Source organism: Leclercia barmai, from assembly GCF_049312895.1.
GTDB classification, from domain to species: domain Bacteria; phylum Pseudomonadota; class Gammaproteobacteria; order Enterobacterales; family Enterobacteriaceae; genus Enterobacter; species Enterobacter barmai.
In genome coordinates this window covers 73095-87897 of the sequence record NZ_JBMNWZ010000009.1, presented here as the reverse complement: position 1 = coordinate 87897, position 14803 = coordinate 73095, and the positions used below count along the sequence as shown (strand labels likewise).

Annotated in this window: 15 protein-coding genes and 2 pseudogenes; 9 read left to right on the top strand and 8 right to left on the bottom strand. The window is 55.4% G+C overall.

Features of this window, described 5'->3' with window-relative positions; translation table 11 throughout:
* Window positions 1–59: 59 nt before the first annotated feature.
* From typA to fabY, 5 genes are all read left to right on the top strand, one after another.
* Window positions 60–1883, top strand: coding sequence for a ribosome-dependent GTPase TypA (typA, locus tag ACOYA6_RS22080; protein WP_039032182.1), 1824 nt, complete (start codon window positions 60–62; stop codon window positions 1881–1883).
* 130 nt (window positions 1884–2013) lie between these two features.
* Entirely contained in the window at window positions 2014–2613 is a 600-nt protein-coding gene (gene yihX, locus ACOYA6_RS22075) for a glucose-1-phosphatase (protein WP_422655425.1), read from the top strand.
* On the top strand, window positions 2607–3488 hold the full coding sequence (locus ACOYA6_RS22070) for a virulence factor BrkB family protein (RefSeq protein WP_039032180.1): 882 nt from the start codon (window positions 2607–2609) through the stop codon (window positions 3486–3488). The genes yihX and ACOYA6_RS22070 overlap by 7 nt, the downstream gene beginning before the upstream one ends.
* Window positions 3485–3922 (top strand): D-aminoacyl-tRNA deacylase, encoded by a 438-nt coding sequence (gene dtd, locus ACOYA6_RS22065; RefSeq protein ID WP_422655424.1) that lies wholly within the window; start codon window positions 3485–3487, stop codon window positions 3920–3922. Before ACOYA6_RS22070 ends, dtd begins: the two co-directional genes overlap by 4 nt.
* 44 nt (window positions 3923–3966) lie before the next feature.
* Window positions 3967–4908, top strand: coding sequence for a fatty acid biosynthesis protein FabY (gene fabY, locus ACOYA6_RS22060; RefSeq protein ID WP_039032178.1), 942 nt, complete (start codon window positions 3967–3969; stop codon window positions 4906–4908).
* A gap of 63 nt (window positions 4909–4971) precedes the next feature.
* Here fabY and ACOYA6_RS22055 read toward each other — a convergent pair whose 3' ends face one another.
* Both ACOYA6_RS22055 and ACOYA6_RS22050 read right to left on the bottom strand, forming a co-directional pair.
* The gene (locus ACOYA6_RS22055; RefSeq protein ID WP_039032177.1) at window positions 4972–5532 is read right to left on the bottom strand and encodes an Ail/Lom family outer membrane beta-barrel protein; all 561 of its coding nucleotides are present in this window, start codon (window positions 5530–5532) and stop codon (window positions 4972–4974) included.
* 172 nt (window positions 5533–5704) lie between these two features.
* Window positions 5705–5966, bottom strand: a pseudogene (locus tag ACOYA6_RS22050) (alpha/beta hydrolase); the annotation flags it as partial.
* A 200-nt stretch (window positions 5967–6166) separates the two neighbouring features.
* Here ACOYA6_RS22050 and ACOYA6_RS22045 point away from each other — a divergent pair.
* Both ACOYA6_RS22045 and ACOYA6_RS22040 read left to right on the top strand, forming a co-directional pair.
* Entirely contained in the window at window positions 6167–6409 is a 243-nt protein-coding gene (locus ACOYA6_RS22045; protein WP_422655423.1) for a ribbon-helix-helix protein, CopG family, read from the top strand.
* Window positions 6408–6536, top strand: a pseudogene (locus tag ACOYA6_RS22040) (PIN domain-containing protein); the annotation flags it as partial. The gene ACOYA6_RS22045 and the pseudogene ACOYA6_RS22040, both read left to right, overlap by 2 nt.
* 39 nt (window positions 6537–6575) lie before the next feature.
* On the opposite strand, the gene fdhE reads toward ACOYA6_RS22040, so the two are convergent.
* Genes fdhE through fdnG form a run of 4 tightly spaced genes read right to left on the bottom strand, consistent with a single transcriptional unit; the run spans window position 6576 to window position 12099 of the window.
* A complete protein-coding gene (gene fdhE / locus ACOYA6_RS22035; protein WP_039032174.1) occupies window positions 6576–7505 on the bottom strand; it encodes a formate dehydrogenase accessory protein FdhE in 930 nt (309 codons plus the stop codon).
* Window positions 7502–8137, bottom strand: a complete 636-nt coding sequence (gene fdoI / locus ACOYA6_RS22030; protein ID WP_422655422.1) for a formate dehydrogenase cytochrome b556 subunit — start codon at window positions 8135–8137, stop codon at window positions 7502–7504. The genes fdhE and fdoI overlap by 4 nt, the downstream gene beginning before the upstream one ends.
* Window positions 8134–9036, bottom strand: coding sequence for a formate dehydrogenase subunit beta (gene fdxH, locus ACOYA6_RS22025; protein WP_039032172.1), 903 nt, complete (start codon window positions 9034–9036; stop codon window positions 8134–8136). The genes fdoI and fdxH overlap by 4 nt, the downstream gene beginning before the upstream one ends.
* 12 nt (window positions 9037–9048) lie before the next feature.
* Window positions 9049–12099 carry a formate dehydrogenase-N subunit alpha gene (gene fdnG, locus ACOYA6_RS22020; protein WP_138370908.1) on the bottom strand — a complete coding sequence of 1017 codons (3051 nt, stop codon included), beginning with the start codon at window positions 12097–12099 and terminating at the stop codon, window positions 9049–9051.
* Window positions 12100–12540: 441 nt separating this feature from the next.
* Between fdnG and fdhD the strand changes: the two genes are divergently transcribed.
* Both fdhD and ACOYA6_RS22010 read left to right on the top strand, forming a co-directional pair.
* Complete coding sequence (gene fdhD, locus ACOYA6_RS22015) at window positions 12541–13371, top strand: formate dehydrogenase accessory sulfurtransferase FdhD (RefSeq protein ID WP_422655421.1); 831 nt, start codon at window positions 12541–12543, stop codon at window positions 13369–13371.
* Between the two features lie 115 nt (window positions 13372–13486).
* Window positions 13487–13699, top strand: coding sequence for a YdgH/BhsA/McbA-like domain containing protein (locus ACOYA6_RS22010; RefSeq protein WP_223075635.1), 213 nt, complete (start codon window positions 13487–13489; stop codon window positions 13697–13699).
* A gap of 41 nt (window positions 13700–13740) precedes the next feature.
* Here ACOYA6_RS22010 and ACOYA6_RS22005 read toward each other — a convergent pair whose 3' ends face one another.
* Both ACOYA6_RS22005 and ACOYA6_RS22000 read right to left on the bottom strand, forming a co-directional pair.
* Entirely contained in the window at window positions 13741–14064 is a 324-nt protein-coding gene (locus tag ACOYA6_RS22005; protein ID WP_103825275.1) for an AzlD domain-containing protein, read from the bottom strand.
* Window positions 14064–14723 (bottom strand): AzlC family ABC transporter permease, encoded by a 660-nt coding sequence (locus ACOYA6_RS22000; RefSeq protein ID WP_039032165.1) that lies wholly within the window; start codon window positions 14721–14723, stop codon window positions 14064–14066. Before ACOYA6_RS22000 ends, ACOYA6_RS22005 begins: the two co-directional genes overlap by 1 nt.
* Window positions 14724–14803 lie beyond the last annotated feature (80 nt).

Below are 14803 nucleotides of genomic sequence, written 5' to 3'. Positions count from 1 at the left end.
TGTAGTGCGATTAATCCGTGTACAATAACGCGCTATTTCTAAATGCCTGAGGCAAAGTTGTGATCGAAAATCTGCGTAATATCGCCATCATCGCGCACGTTGACCATGGTAAAACTACCCTGGTTGATAAGCTGCTGCAGCAATCCGGTACGTTCGATGCGCGTGCCGAAACTCAAGAACGCGTGATGGACTCCAACGATTTGGAGAAAGAGCGTGGGATTACCATCCTCGCTAAAAACACCGCTATCAAATGGAATGACTACCGTATCAACATCGTGGATACCCCGGGGCACGCCGACTTCGGTGGTGAAGTTGAACGTGTAATGTCCATGGTCGATTCCGTGCTGCTGGTCGTTGACGCAATGGATGGCCCAATGCCGCAGACGCGCTTCGTAACCAAAAAGGCATTTGCCCATGGTCTGAAGCCAATCGTGGTTATCAACAAAGTTGACCGCCCTGGCGCGCGTCCTGACTGGGTTGTTGATCAGGTCTTCGACCTGTTCGTAAACCTGGACGCCACCGACGAACAGCTGGACTTCCCGATCGTTTACGCTTCTGCGCTGAACGGTATCGCAGGTCTGGACCACGAAGACATGGCTGAAGACATGACCCCGCTGTACCAGGCGATTGTTGACCGTGTTCCTGCGCCAAACGTCGATCTCGACGGTACCCTGCAGATGCAGATCTCTCAGCTCGACTATAACAACTACGTTGGTGTAATCGGCATTGGTCGTATCAAGCGCGGTAAAGTGAAGCCTAACCAGCAGGTTACTATCATCGATAGCGAAGGCAAAACCCGTAACGGTAAAGTCGGTAAAGTTCTGACTCACCTGGGTCTGGAGCGTATCGATAGCGACATCGCTGAAGCGGGCGACATCATCGCCATCACCGGTCTGGGTGAGCTGAACATCTCCGACACCATCTGCGATCCGCAGAACGTCGAAGCGCTGCCGGCCCTGTCCGTTGATGAACCAACCGTATCCATGTTCTTCAACGTCAACACCTCTCCGTTCTGTGGTAAAGAAGGTAAGTTCGTTACCTCCCGTCAGATCCTTGACCGCCTGAACAAAGAGCTGGTGCACAACGTTGCGCTGCGTGTTGAAGAAACGCCGGATGCTGACGCATTCCGTGTTTCCGGTCGTGGTGAGCTGCACCTGTCAGTTCTGATCGAAAACATGCGTCGTGAAGGTTTCGAGATGGCGGTTTCCCGTCCGAAAGTTATCTTCCGCGAAATCGACGGCCGTAAACAAGAGCCGTTCGAAAACGTAACGCTGGACGTCGAAGAGCAGCACCAGGGTTCTGTAATGCAGGCACTGGGTGAGCGTAAAGGCGACCTGAAAAACATGAATCCAGATGGCAAAGGCCGCGTACGTCTCGACTACGTGATCCCAAGCCGTGGTCTGATCGGCTTCCGTTCAGAGTTCATGACCATGACTTCCGGTACTGGTCTGCTGTACTCCACCTTCAGCCACTACGACGACGTTCGTCCGGGCGAAGTTGGCCAGCGTAACAACGGCGTTCTGATCTCCAACGGTCAGGGTAAAGCAGTTGCGTTCGCCCTGTTCAGCCTGCAGGATCGCGGTAAGCTGTTCCTGGGTCACGGTGCAGAAGTTTATGAAGGCCAGATCATCGGTATTCACAGCCGTTCTAACGACCTGACTGTAAACTGCCTGACCGGTAAGAAACTGACCAACATGCGTGCGTCCGGTACTGACGAAGCAACGGTTCTGGTTCCACCGGTTAAGATGACTCTGGAACAGGCTCTGGAATTCATCGATGACGACGAACTGGTAGAAGTGACTCCACAGTCTATCCGTATCCGTAAACGTCACCTGACTGAGAACGATCGTAAACGCGCAATGCGCGGTCCGAAAGAAGATTAATTTTCTTCTCTCCGTCCTCTGAAACCCCGCCTTCTGGCGGGGTTTTTTCTTTTCAGGCGTGCTCCGCGCCTCATAGCCAAACATCTTCTTTCCCGCTACAGTTACTTTTCACGGCGAAAAGGAGAAATACATGCTCTATATCTTTGATTTAGGAAACGTAATCGTCGATATCGACTTCAATCGTGTGCTGGGTGCATGGAGTGATTTCAGCCGCGTTCCGCTGGCCACGCTAAAGCAAAGTTTTACCATGGGCGAGGCTTTCCATCAGCATGAGCGCGGCGAGATTTCAGATGAAGTCTTTGCCGAAAAGCTCTGTCAGGAGATGGAGCTTTCGCTCAGTTACGAACAATTTTCCCACGGCTGGCAGGCTATCTTTGTCGGTATCCGCCCTGACGTGATTGCCATCATGCACAAACTGCGCGAGCAGGGGCATCGGGTGGTGGTGCTCTCCAATACCAATCGTCTGCACACAACCTTCTGGCCGGAAGAGTATCCAGAAGTGAAGGCAGCAGCGGATAAGATCTATCTCTCCCAGGAGATGGGAATGCGTAAGCCGGAAGCGCGCATCTACCAGGCCGTTCTGCAGGCTGAAGGATTCTCTGCCGGGGATGCCGTCTTTTTTGACGATAACGTCGATAATATAGAGGGAGCTAACCAGTTGGGTATCACGTCAATTCTGGTGACCGGAAAACAGACGATACCCGACTACTTTGCGAAGCAGTTATGCTAAAAAACGTTCATCAAAAAGCCAGCCACCACACCAGGCCGTTTCGTGCGTGGCTAAAACTTCTCTGGCACCGCATCGACGAGGACAACATGACGACGCTGGCAGGCAATCTTGCCTACGTGTCGCTGCTCTCCCTTGTGCCGCTGGTGGCTGTCATCTTTGCCCTTTTTGCCGCCTTTCCGATGTTTTCTGATGTCAGCCTGCAGCTGCGGCATTTTGTGTTTGCTAATTTCATGCCGGCAACCGGTGATGTCATCCAGAATTACATTGAGCAGTTTGTTGCTAACTCCAGCAAGATGACGGCGGTAGGTGCCTGCGGGCTTATCGTCACCGCGCTGCTGCTGATGTATGCCATTGACAGTGCGCTGAATACTATCTGGCGCAGCACCCGCGCGCGTCCGAAAGTATATTCGTTTGCGGTTTACTGGATGATCCTGACCCTGGGGCCGTTGCTGGCCGGGGCCAGCCTGGCGATCAGCTCCTATCTGCTCTCGTTACGCTGGGCCAGCGAACTCAACAGCGTGATTGACGATGTGCTGCGTATCTTCCCGCTTCTCCTCTCGTGGCTCTCTTTCTGGCTGCTTTACAGCATTGTTCCGACGACGCGCGTGCCTAACCGGGATGCGATGACAGGGGCGCTGGTTGCCGCTCTGCTGTTTGAACTGGGCAAGAAAGGGTTCGCGCTTTACATCACCATGTTCCCCTCCTATCAGCTGATTTATGGCGTGCTGGCGGTGATCCCCATTTTATTCGTCTGGGTATACTGGACGTGGTGTATCGTCTTGCTTGGCGCGGAAATTACTGTCACTCTCGGGGTATACCGCGAGCTAAAAAAAGCAGCAGAAGCCGAAAAACAACGAGAAGCAGACCAACCATGATTGCATTGATTCAGCGCGTAACCCGTGCCAGCGTCACCGTGGAGGGGGACGTGACGGGCGAAATTGGTCCGGGACTTTTAGTCCTGTTGGGTGTCGAAAGGGATGACGACGAGCAAAAAGCCAACCGCCTGTGCGAGCGCGTGTTGGGTTACCGCATCTTCAGCGATGCGGATGGCAAGATGAACCTTAACGTCCAGCAGGCGGGTGGCAGCGTGCTGGTGGTGTCACAGTTTACGCTGGCAGCCGATACCGAGCGCGGCATGCGCCCGGGCTTCTCTAAGGGGGCCGCGCCGGATCGGGCAGAAGCGCTTTATGACTATTTTGTCGAGCGTTGCCGCCAGCAGGATATGCATACACAGACCGGACGATTCGCTGCAGATATGCAGGTTTCGCTGGTCAATGATGGCCCTGTCACTTTCTGGCTCCAGATATGAGTGAGCTGACGGTATGGCCGCGGGTAACCAGAGAGAGTACAGCTATGTATCACCTTCGAGTACCGCAAACAGAAGAAGAGTTAGCGCTTTACTACCAGTTCCGCTGGGAGATGCTGCGTAAGCCATTACATCAGCCGAAAGGGTCGGAACGCGACGCCTGGGACGCCATGGCGCATCACCAGATGGTGATGGATGAAGAGGGCAATCTTGTCGCCGTAGGACGGCTGTATATCAATGCCGATAATGAAGCCTCTATCCGCTTTATGGCGGTGCACCCTTCCGTGCAGGATAAAGGTCTCGGCACGCTGATGGCGATGACGCTGGAGTCCGTGGCCCGTCAGGAGGGCGTGAAGCGCGTCACCTGTAGCGCGCGTGAAGACGCGGTGGAGTTCTTTGCCAAGCTGGGTTTCATTAATCAGGGCGAAATCACCGCGCCGCAAACCACCCCGATTCGTCACTTTTTGATGATCAAACCTATCGCCTCGCTGGATGATATTCTCCATCGCGCCGACTGGTGCGGTCAGCTGCAGCAGGCCTGGTATCAGCACATTCCCCTGAGTGAAAAGATGGGTGTGCGCATTCAGCAGTATACCGGGCAGAAATTTATCACCACCATGCCGGAAATCGGCAACCAGAATCCGCACCACACGCTGTTTGCCGGCAGCCTGTTCTCGCTGGCCACGCTTACAGGCTGGGGGCTTATCTGGCTGATGCTGCGTGAGCGCCACCTTGGCGGCACCATCATTCTGGCCGACGCCCATATCCGCTACAGTCGTCCCATCACCGGCAAACCGAGTGCCGTGGCCGATTTAGGCTCGCTGAGCGGCGATCTCGATCGCCTGGCGCGCGGTCGCAAAGCCCGCGTGCAGATGCTGGTGGAGTTGTTTGGCGACGAGACCTCAGGCGCGGTGTTTGAAGGAACCTATATCGTGCTGCCCGCAAAGCCGTTTGGCGCCTATGAAGAGGGCGGGAACGAGGAAGAGTAATATCCAGCGTTGAGAGTTACCCAGGTGAAACGGGTAACTCTCGTTTAAAGCCAGCCCGCTGGTTTAAAAACGGTAGCCCATGCCGACGTTGAAACCATTTATTGCTTTGTTGCGATCCAGATTTGCTTTCGTGCCTTCATAGCCGAGATTAATAGAGAGCGCGTTGAACGGGTTCATTACCATTCCGACGCCCCACGCAAAAGACGCTGATTTTTCAGAAATACCGTTATGGTTCACTTCATTATTACCGTAAGTCATCCAGCGAGTATTTCCGGTTGCCTTCACCCAGGCTGTGCCGCCAACGGCATAGAAAGAGACGTAATCATTTAAACGATACGCCGGGCCTGCCAGCAAAGAGTAATAATTCAGATCTATATCATTATGAACAATATCGCTGCCCGTTAAATATGCCTGCTTAGCGTGCGCTTTCATCCAGGAGAACGAGCCAAGCAGGCTAAATGGTGAGCCGAATTCATAGCGGTACTGGGCATTTACGCCGTTCAGGTTGTCAAAGCCGTGCACTTCGCTGTGCGCAAAACCAACAGAAAAAGTGTGATTATTTGCCAGTGCCATACTGCTGGTGAGGGAGGCTGTCAGTAAAATCGCCAGAGAAAATTTATTCATTGATATAATCCATTAATCAAAGAAGTTAGATAATTAACAATAATGGTGGGAGGGGAATGTGATGATTATTCTTCCTTTATCACATTGCTTTGGGCGATTTATTCTGCTGTGCAGATTTTGGCGGTGCAAACTTTAATTACTTTATCGTCATTATGGTTATTCTTAATTTATTCCCCTTACTGACAAAACACCCGCCGTGATAATAGATAATGGCGGGCAGCCTTTCAGGTGCGTTGAGCGGCGAAAAAAAAGCGAAAAGTGATTCCGTCGAGCTCCTGCGTTGTTGCCTGAACACGAGTTTCACTCTCCCCGGCAAGCACCGTACTGGCAACGTAGCCTGCTCTCCGGTCATCAATACTCTGGCTACGCGAAGAGGGTTTCCCTGCGGCGATAAACTCCTGAACCAGTTGATCAATACCTTTTTCCAGTGCCATGAGTGCTTTCCTTTACCTGTATGAATAAACAGTTTTATAGCCTGGTTTTATGCAGATGAAAACAGAGGATTTTGGTGGGGATTTAAATCTGGAAAGCGGCTCGCAAAAGCTCGCGCTGCCATAATAATTCGCTTTAACCACAAATTAATAACGTGTATTTTGCCTGAAAATTAACCGTTGACGAGATGCTGGGATGATATATGACTCTATTGGCGAAACTTGAAATGGGCAGAATACTGATCGATTTGTCGGATGACGTCATTCAGCGACTCGATAACCTCAAACAGCTGCGAAACCAGCCTCGCGCTGAGTTGCTACGAGAAGCAATAGAGCAGTATCTCGACCAGCAAAGTTCTTCAGTTATTCGTGATGCGCTGGGTCTTTGGGGCAATGAGCAAGAAGACGGGCTTGGGTACGAGCGTAAACTGCGTGAGGAGTGGTAAGCATGGAATGAAACTGCCGGATGCCATTATTCTGGCTACAGCTCAAAGCAGAAATTGCCCATTAATCTCACGAAATACAAAAGATTTCGCCGGGATAGCAGGGGTCGTTTCGCCTTATCAACTGTAGGCCGGGCAAGCCTGCGCCGCCCGGCACGATTACAGGGAATTACTCCCCTTCACCCGGGAACAGGAACGGGTTGATAGAGCTGCGGGCAAAGCCTTCCTGCTCCATTTTTGCGTCCAGAATCAGCGTGGCGAGATCGTCGGCGACGGCCTCCACTTTCGGGTCTTTTTCCTGATAAAGAATCTTCAGGTAGGTGCCGCAATCGCCGCAGCTTTCGGCTTTCACCGCAGACTGTTCGTTTTCCAGCGACCAGTAGTGCAGGTCGCGGGTCTGCTCGCAGTTGCTGCATTTGATGCGCACCACGTGCCACTCGGTTTCACACAGGTTGCAGTGCAGATAGCGCAGGCCCTGGGTGGTACCGATTTGCACCATGCTCGACACCGGCATCGAACCGCACACCGGGCAGAACTGGCGCGCTTCACCGTATTCGGCACGGGCTTTCCCTGGGATCAGGCTGGCCATTTGCGCCCAGTAGAGCGACAGCGCCGCCCAGATGAACGGGGCCTTGTCGCTGCTGACGGAGGCAAAATCTGAGGCAAACAGCGCGCTCGCCATCAGCTCAAGCTCCTGCTCAGAGGCTTTTTCGAGGTTCTCGATCACCGCCAGCGCCGGGCCGCTCATCTCTGGCTTCAGCTCGGCAATCAGGGAGTGCAGCAGCTTGTGCCAGTGTTTATCGCGCGGCAGAACGTGGATATCCAGTGGCGGTTTGCCCTGGGCGTTCGCCTCTTTGATGCGCGCGGTCAGGTCCATCTGCAGCGGATGGTCGTACAGCACCACTTCCTGGGCGTGGGCGATCAGCGCCGCAAAGCGCAGATAGTCGCCGAGTGGGTTGCTCTCAGCCAGCTCGCGCAGGCGTTCCGCGCGGCGGTTGTAGAGGTTTTTAAGTCTGGGGAACAGTAACGGCGGAATCACTTCCGCCGTGCGTTTCTCGCTCGAACCCAGCTCATCTTGCGGGATTATGCGAATACTCATTCAGATGGCTTTTCCTGTTTCTGGCGGACTTCCCGGTACCAGCGTGGGTGATGTTTCTTCGCCCACGTCTTAGTTACCCAGCCTTCCACCATCGCGGTAATGGTGCCTTTCACCCAGAGGGCGGCGTAAATATGCACCATGATAACCACAATTAACGCCACTGCTGCAAATGAATGCAGCATTAACGCAAATCGGATCACCGGGATTGAGAAAGCAGGCGCGAAATACGGACGCCAGATGATCACGCCACTCACCAGCAGCAGTACCAGGAAGATAATCGCCGCCCAGAATACGCATTTCTGGCCGAAGTTATAGCGTCCGGTATCACCCACTTCCTCGTTGACGACGATCTTACGAATATTCTTCGCCCAAAAGATATCATCCCGATTGATTAGGTTGTGGTGCCAGTAGCGGAAAAACATGATGATGAATGAAGCGAACATCACCACCCCGACGAACGGGTGCAGGATGCGCGCCAGCTGCGGCGTACCCAGGATCTGCATCAACCAGTTGAAGGAGGGGAAGAAGAACCCCAGCCCGCTTATCGCCGCCAGCATGAAGCATAAGGCGGTGACCCAGTGGTTGATACGTTCCGGCGCCGTGTAGCGCACGATGGTGTCACGTCTTTTCATTTGCGCACCTCGTCTTTCTCTTCATGCAGGTTGTCTTCATCCTCGTCTGCACGGTTCGGACCGACACCGACATAGTGGAAGATGCTGGCAGCGAAGGTTGCCGCAAAGCCGACGGCGGCCAGGGGTTTCCAGATGCCTTTCCAGAATTTAACCGTGGCGCTAATTTCCGGGTTCTCCGGCAGGCCGTGATAGAGATTCGGCTTGTCGGCGTGGTGCAGCACGTACATCACGTGCGTACCGCCAACACCGGCCGGATCGTACAGGCCTGCGTTGTCGTAACCACGGGTTTTCAGCTCGGCTACGCGCTCGCCCGCCAGCGTTTTCATATCCTCTTTGGAGCCAAAGTGGATAGCGCCGGTTGGGCAGGTCTTCACGCAGGCCGGCTCCTGGCCGACGTTCACGCGGTCGACGCACAGCGTACATTTGTAGACGCGGTTGTCTTCCGGGTTCAGTCGCGGCACGTCAAACGGACAGCCGGCGATGCAGTAGCCGCAGCCAATGCACTGCTCAGACTGGAAGTCGACGATACCGTTGGCATACTGAATGATAGCGCCTTCAGACGGACAGGCCTTCAGGCAGCCCGGATCGGCGCAGTGCATACAGCCATCCTTGCGGATCAGCCATTCCAGTTTGTCGTTCTGTTCGACTTCCGAGAAGCGCATTACCGTCCAGGATTTGGCGGTCAGATCGGCAGGGTTATCGTAAACCCCGACGTTGTGACCCACTTCATCACGCAGATCGTTCCACTCCGAACAGGCCACCTGACAGGCTTTACAGCCGATACAGGTGGTCACGTCGATAAGCTTCGCCACTTCCTGCTGGTGGTCCCGCGCCTGAGGCGCGGGGGTAAGACCGTTAGTCGCGGAACGACGAATAATGTCTTGCGATTGATAAGCCATAAGTCGTCTCCGTTACACCTTTTCCACGTTCACGAGGAAGGCCTTAAACTCCGGCGTCTGCGTGTTCGCATCGCCGACGAAAGGCGTCAGGGTGTTAGCAATAAACCCTTTCTTCGCCACCCCTTCGTAACCCCAGTGGATCGGGATACCGATGGTGTCCACCTGCTGTCCGTGAACGTTCAGGGTGCGAATACGCTTGGTCACCACCGCTTTGGCCTTGATATAGCCGCGGTTGGAGGAGACCTTCACGGTATCGCCCTGAACGATGCCAAGCTTGTTCGCCAGCTTCTCGCCGATCTCCACGAACTGTTCCGGCTGCGCGATAGCGTTGAGCAGCGCATGCTTGGTCCAGTAGTGGAAGTGCTCGGTCAGACGGTAGGTGGTGCCCACGTACGGGAACTTGTCCTTTTTACCCAGCGCTTCAAGATCGCCCTTAAAGATTCGGGCGGCCGGGTTAGAGATCACGTTCGGGTGCAGCGGGTTGGTGCCGAGCGGCGTCTCAAACGGCTCGTAGTGTTCCGGGAACGGCCCTTCCGCCATCTTATCGATGGCAAACAGGCGGCCCATCCCTTCCGGCTGCATGATAAACGGCCCGACATCGCTGCCCGGTGCGGCGGCGCTGTAGTCCGGAATATCCACGCCGCCCCACTTCGCGCCGTCCCACTTCAGCAGCTGACGCTTCGGATCCCACGGCTTGCCCTGCGGGTCTGCGGAGGCACGGTTATAGAGAATGCGGCGGTTCAGCGGCCATGCCCATGCCCAGCCCAGCGTGTTGCCGAGGCCCGACGGGTCGGCGTTATCGCGGTTGGCCATCTGGTTGCCTTTCGGCGTCCAGCTACCGGCGAAGATCCAGCAGCCGCTGGAGGTGGTGCCGTCATCGCGCAGGTGGGCGAAGGTGCTGAGCTGATCGCCTTTCTTCGCCAGCACGGTGCCGGTGGCCGGGTCGATCACGTCCGCCAGCGCCTTGCCGTTGCTCTCCATCGCCACTTCTTCTGGCTGCGGATTTTCCGGCGTCGCGTAGTTCCAGGTCATGTTCAGCACCGGCTCCGGATTGGCGCCGCCTTCAGCCGCGTACATCTTACGCATACGCAAGAAGATACCGGCCAGGATCTCGCCGTCGTTCATGGCGATACCCGGGGCGTCCGCACCTTTCCAGTGCCACTGCAGCCAGCGACCGGAGTTAACGATAGAACCGTTCTCTTCCGCGAAGCAGGTGGAGGGCAGACGGAACACTTCGGTCTGGATCTTCGATGGATCAACGTCGTTCGACTCGCCGTGGTTCTGCCAGAAGGTCGAGGTTTCGGTGTTGAGCGGATCAATGGTCACCAGGAACTTCAGCTTCGACAGCGACGCCACAACCTTGTTCTTGTTCGGGAACGAGGCCACCGGGTTAAAGCCCTGGCACAGATAGCCGTTGACCTTGCCCTGGTTCATCATCTCGAAGTACTGCAGAACGTCGTAACCCTTGTCCCACTTCGGCAACCAGTCAAAGCCCCAGCTGTTCTCGGCTGTGGCTTTATCCCCATAGAAAGCCTTCATCATCGAGACGAAGAATTTCGGGTAGTTGCTCCAGTAGTTAACCTGGCCTTCCAGCAGCGGCTTAGGCGTGCTGGCCGTCAGATAGGTCTGGAGATCGGTCTGTTTCTCGCTCGGCAGGTTCATGTAGCCCGGCAGGCTTTGCGACAGCAGGCCGAGGTCGGTCAGGCCCTGAATGTTTGAGTGACCGCGCAGGGCGTTTACGCCGCCGCCCGCCATCCCCATGTTGCCGAGCAGCAGCTGCACCATCGCCATGGTACGGATGTTCTGCGCGCCGACGGAGTGCTGCGTCCAGCCAAGGGCATAGAGGAACGACGCGGTTTTGTCGTGAGCGCTGGTTTCGGCGATGTACTCGCACACCTTCAGGAAGTCGGCCTTCGGCGTACCACAGATGGTCTCGACCATCTCCGGCGTATAGCGGGAGACGTGCGTTTTCAGCAGGTTCCACACGCAGCGCGGATGTTGCAGGGTGGTATCGCGTTTCGCAAAGCCGTTTTCATCCAGCTCATAGTTCCAGCTGGTTCTGTCGTACTTGCGTGCCTGCGCGTCATAGCCGCTGAACAGGCCGTCGTCGAAGCTGTAATCCTCACGCACGATCAGGCTGGCGTTGGTGTAGGCCTCGGTGTATTCACGGTTATATTTTTCGTTAGTCAGCAGGTACAGCAATACGCCTGACAGGAAAGTAATGTCAGTACCGGAACGAATTGGAGCATAGAAGTCGGCAACCGACGCCGTACGCGTGAAACGCGGATCGACGACAATCAGCTTCGCGCCATTGTGGATTTTGGCTTCCATCGCCCAGCGGAACCCCACCGGATGCGCTTCTGCCGCGTTCCCACCCATCACAACGATGAGGTTGGCGTTTTTCATGTCGACCCAGTGGTTGGTCATCGCACCGCGACCAAATGTTGGAGCAAGACTTGCTACCGTTGGTCCGTGTCAGACACGCGCCTGGTTGTCGACCGCGAGCATACCGAGTGCGCGCGTGAATTTCTGAGTTAAATAGCCGGTTTCGTTACTGGAGGCAGACGCACACAGCATGCCGGTGGAGAGCCAGCGGTTGACGGTGGTGCCTTCGGCGTTTTGCGCCATGAAGTTGGCATCGCGGTCTTGCTTCATTAACTTGGCGATGCGATCGAACGCCTCTTCCCAGCTAATTTGCTGCCATTTGTCGGAGCCAGGAGCGCGATATTCCGGGAATTTCAGACGGCTTTCCGAGTGGATGAAGTCCACCAGACCTGCCCCTTTCGGGCACAGCGCGCCGCGGTTAACCGGGTGATCCGGGTCGCCTTCGATATGGAAGATAGATGCTTTGGCGTTTTTCGCACCGTCGCCGAGGCTATACATTAACAGCCCACAACCGACGGAGCAGTACGTACAGGTATTACGGGTTTCGCGGGTGCGCAGCAGTTTGTACTGCCGTGTTTCCGCCAGCGCGACGCCGGGCGCAAAGCCCAGTGCTGCTGCCGTGGTGCCTGCCATACCGCCAGCGCAGATCTTAAAGAACTGCCTTCTGCTGACCTGCATGGGTCACTCCTTGTTTCGACATTGCCACCTTTTACAGGGCGTGTCGCAGGTGCGTTTTGCTGCTTACCTGCAACGCGCATTATTCAGGTGCATATAGTTTTACTTTACGGTTACAAAATAACCGGAAAGGGATGGGATCTTTTATTCCCTCAATTCCGCGAGGGATATGGCTCAGAATACCACATTGTCGGTAGGCTTGTTTGAATGGAGTTAAAACAACGTGAACGAAATCTAAGCGTGCTAATTTAAAAATGTGAACTAAATCACTTTATTAACCCTGCGTGTTACAAGGCTGTAGCAACCCGCTCAACGGGCTCCCCCACAGGGAGTAAGGCCGCCTGACAGTTGCTCTACTGAAAAATTGATCCATCTCCGGCGCGAAATCCCGCTATTTGTGGTGCAATAGCGCTCTTACTTGCGAAGTTGCCCAGGAATGAAGTCGTGTCAAAAGAGAACCGAGATACCCCCTCCCAGCCCGTCGGCGTTGTGACCTGTGAGGTGCGCAGACCCCCGCAGCTCAATCAACCCATTGCGGACTGGCTGGCGCAGGAAGTGCCTGTGGCGCTGGTTTATAACGGTATCTCGCACGTCGTGATGATGGCTTCGCCAAAAGATCTGCCCCTGTTTGCCCTCGGTTTTTCGCTCTCGGAAGGGATTATCGACCACCCGCAGGAGATCTACGGGATGGATGTGGTCCCGGTCTGTAACGGTATGGAAGTGCAAATCGAGCTCTCCAGCCGACGCTTTATGGCCCTCAAGGAGCGCCGCCGCGCGCTGGCCGGGCGGACCGGCTGCGGGGTTTGCGGCGTGGAGCAGTTGAACGACATCGGCAAACCCATCGCGCCGCTGCCCTTCACCCAGACCTTTACCCTGACCAACCTCAATATTGCGCTGCAAAATCTTAACTCGGTACAGCCGGTAGGGAACCTGAGCGGGTGTACCCACGCCGCCGCCTGGGTACTGCCGTCGGGCGAGATTGCCGGCGGGCACGAAGACGTCGGACGCCACGTGGCGCTGGATAAGCTGCTGGGCCGACGGGCTGGCGAAAGCGCCTTCTGGCAGCAGGGAGCCGCGCTGGTCTCCAGCCGGGCAAGCTATGAGATGGTGCAAAAAGCGGCGATGTGCGGCGTGGAGATCCTGTTTGCGGTATCCGCAGCCACCACCCTGGCGGTTGAGGTGGCCGAGCGCTGCAACCTGACGTTGGTGGGTTTCTGTAAGCCAGGAAAAGCCACGGTATATACCCATCCGCAACGCCTGATTATTGATCAGTAATTTTGAATGATATTAGCAAATCCTTCCGCTATCAGTTGTCGGTGATGAGGCCTATTATTTATCACATCAAGGCACAACGCCTTACAAAAAACAACTTATCGCAAGGGTCTCTATCATGAAAAACATCAAAACTTTTGTCGCTGTTATCGCTCTGGCTACTTCTTTCGGTTCTTTCGCTGCCCAGTCTGTCACCGCATCTGCCAGCACCATTGACGGCGCAGAAGCGAAAATTGCCGCGCAGGCTCAGCAGGCTGGCGCATCGTCTTACACTATTACTCAGGCTTTCACCGGTAACCGTGTGCACATGACCGCTGAACTGAGCAAATAAGCACAAAGCATCTGTCGAAAGAGCGCCCCCGGGGCGCTTTTTTAGTTTATGCCCGCCAGGCGTAACAGCGCCGTCACCACTGCCGCCGCCACGATCACGAAAATCAACGGTACTTTGCGCCAGGCGAGGAATACCGCAAACGCCACGCCCAACACCCGCGCCATTCCGGCAAAATGTTCCCCTTCGTAGAAGGTGGTCGCCAGCGCCACCGAAAACAGCAGTACCGTTGCCGCATCCGAGAGCAGCGCCTGGGAGCGTTCCGACAGCGCTAACCGGCTGCCCAGTTTTGCTCCACCGAGACGCATCAGATAGGTTCCCGCAGAGAGCAGGGCGATGCCCAGAATAAAGACGGTCATGTTTTCCATTATTTCTTCCTCGTCGCAAGGCCAAGCAGAGAGAGCAACACCGGCAGGCCCACCGGCGCAAAGGGAACCGCGGCCAGCGACAGCGCCGCACCGCTACAGGCGCGGATTAGCGTTGTGCGATTTTTGAAGGCGGGCACCACTAAGGCCAGCAAAATGGCAGGGAATACCGCATCCAGCCCGATGGTTTCCGGGTCGGGCAGCAGCTTGCCGACCATCGCCCCCAGCAGTGTGCCCAGCGGCCAGATGATTGCCACGCCCAGACCGCAGAGCCAGTAGGCGGCCTTGCGCTGTTCCGGCGTTTTTTGCGACAGGCCAAACACCACGCTTTCGTCGTTCATAATGTGGCAGCCCAGCAAGCTGGCGCCGCGCTTGCCGACCAGCTCGCGCACCGTTACGCCAAAGGGCACATGGCGGGCATTGACCAGTAGCCCGGCGGCGGCGGCGGCAAGCGGATTGCCGCCGCTGGCAACAATGCCGATAAACATAAATTCCGACGCGCCCGCCAGCACCGAAATGGAGAGCACAAACGGCACCCACAGCGGAAAACCATACGCCATCGCCAGCGAGCCGTAGGACATTCCCACGACCCCCACCGCCAGGCACACCAGGATAATCGCTTTGATGGTGTCGCCTTTAAGACTTGAGAGAGAGTGTTTCATACAAATTTAGCCATATCGAACGAGTATCCATTATAATGAACGCAATAAATTCGTTTATCAAGATGAACGATTCGTTCGAT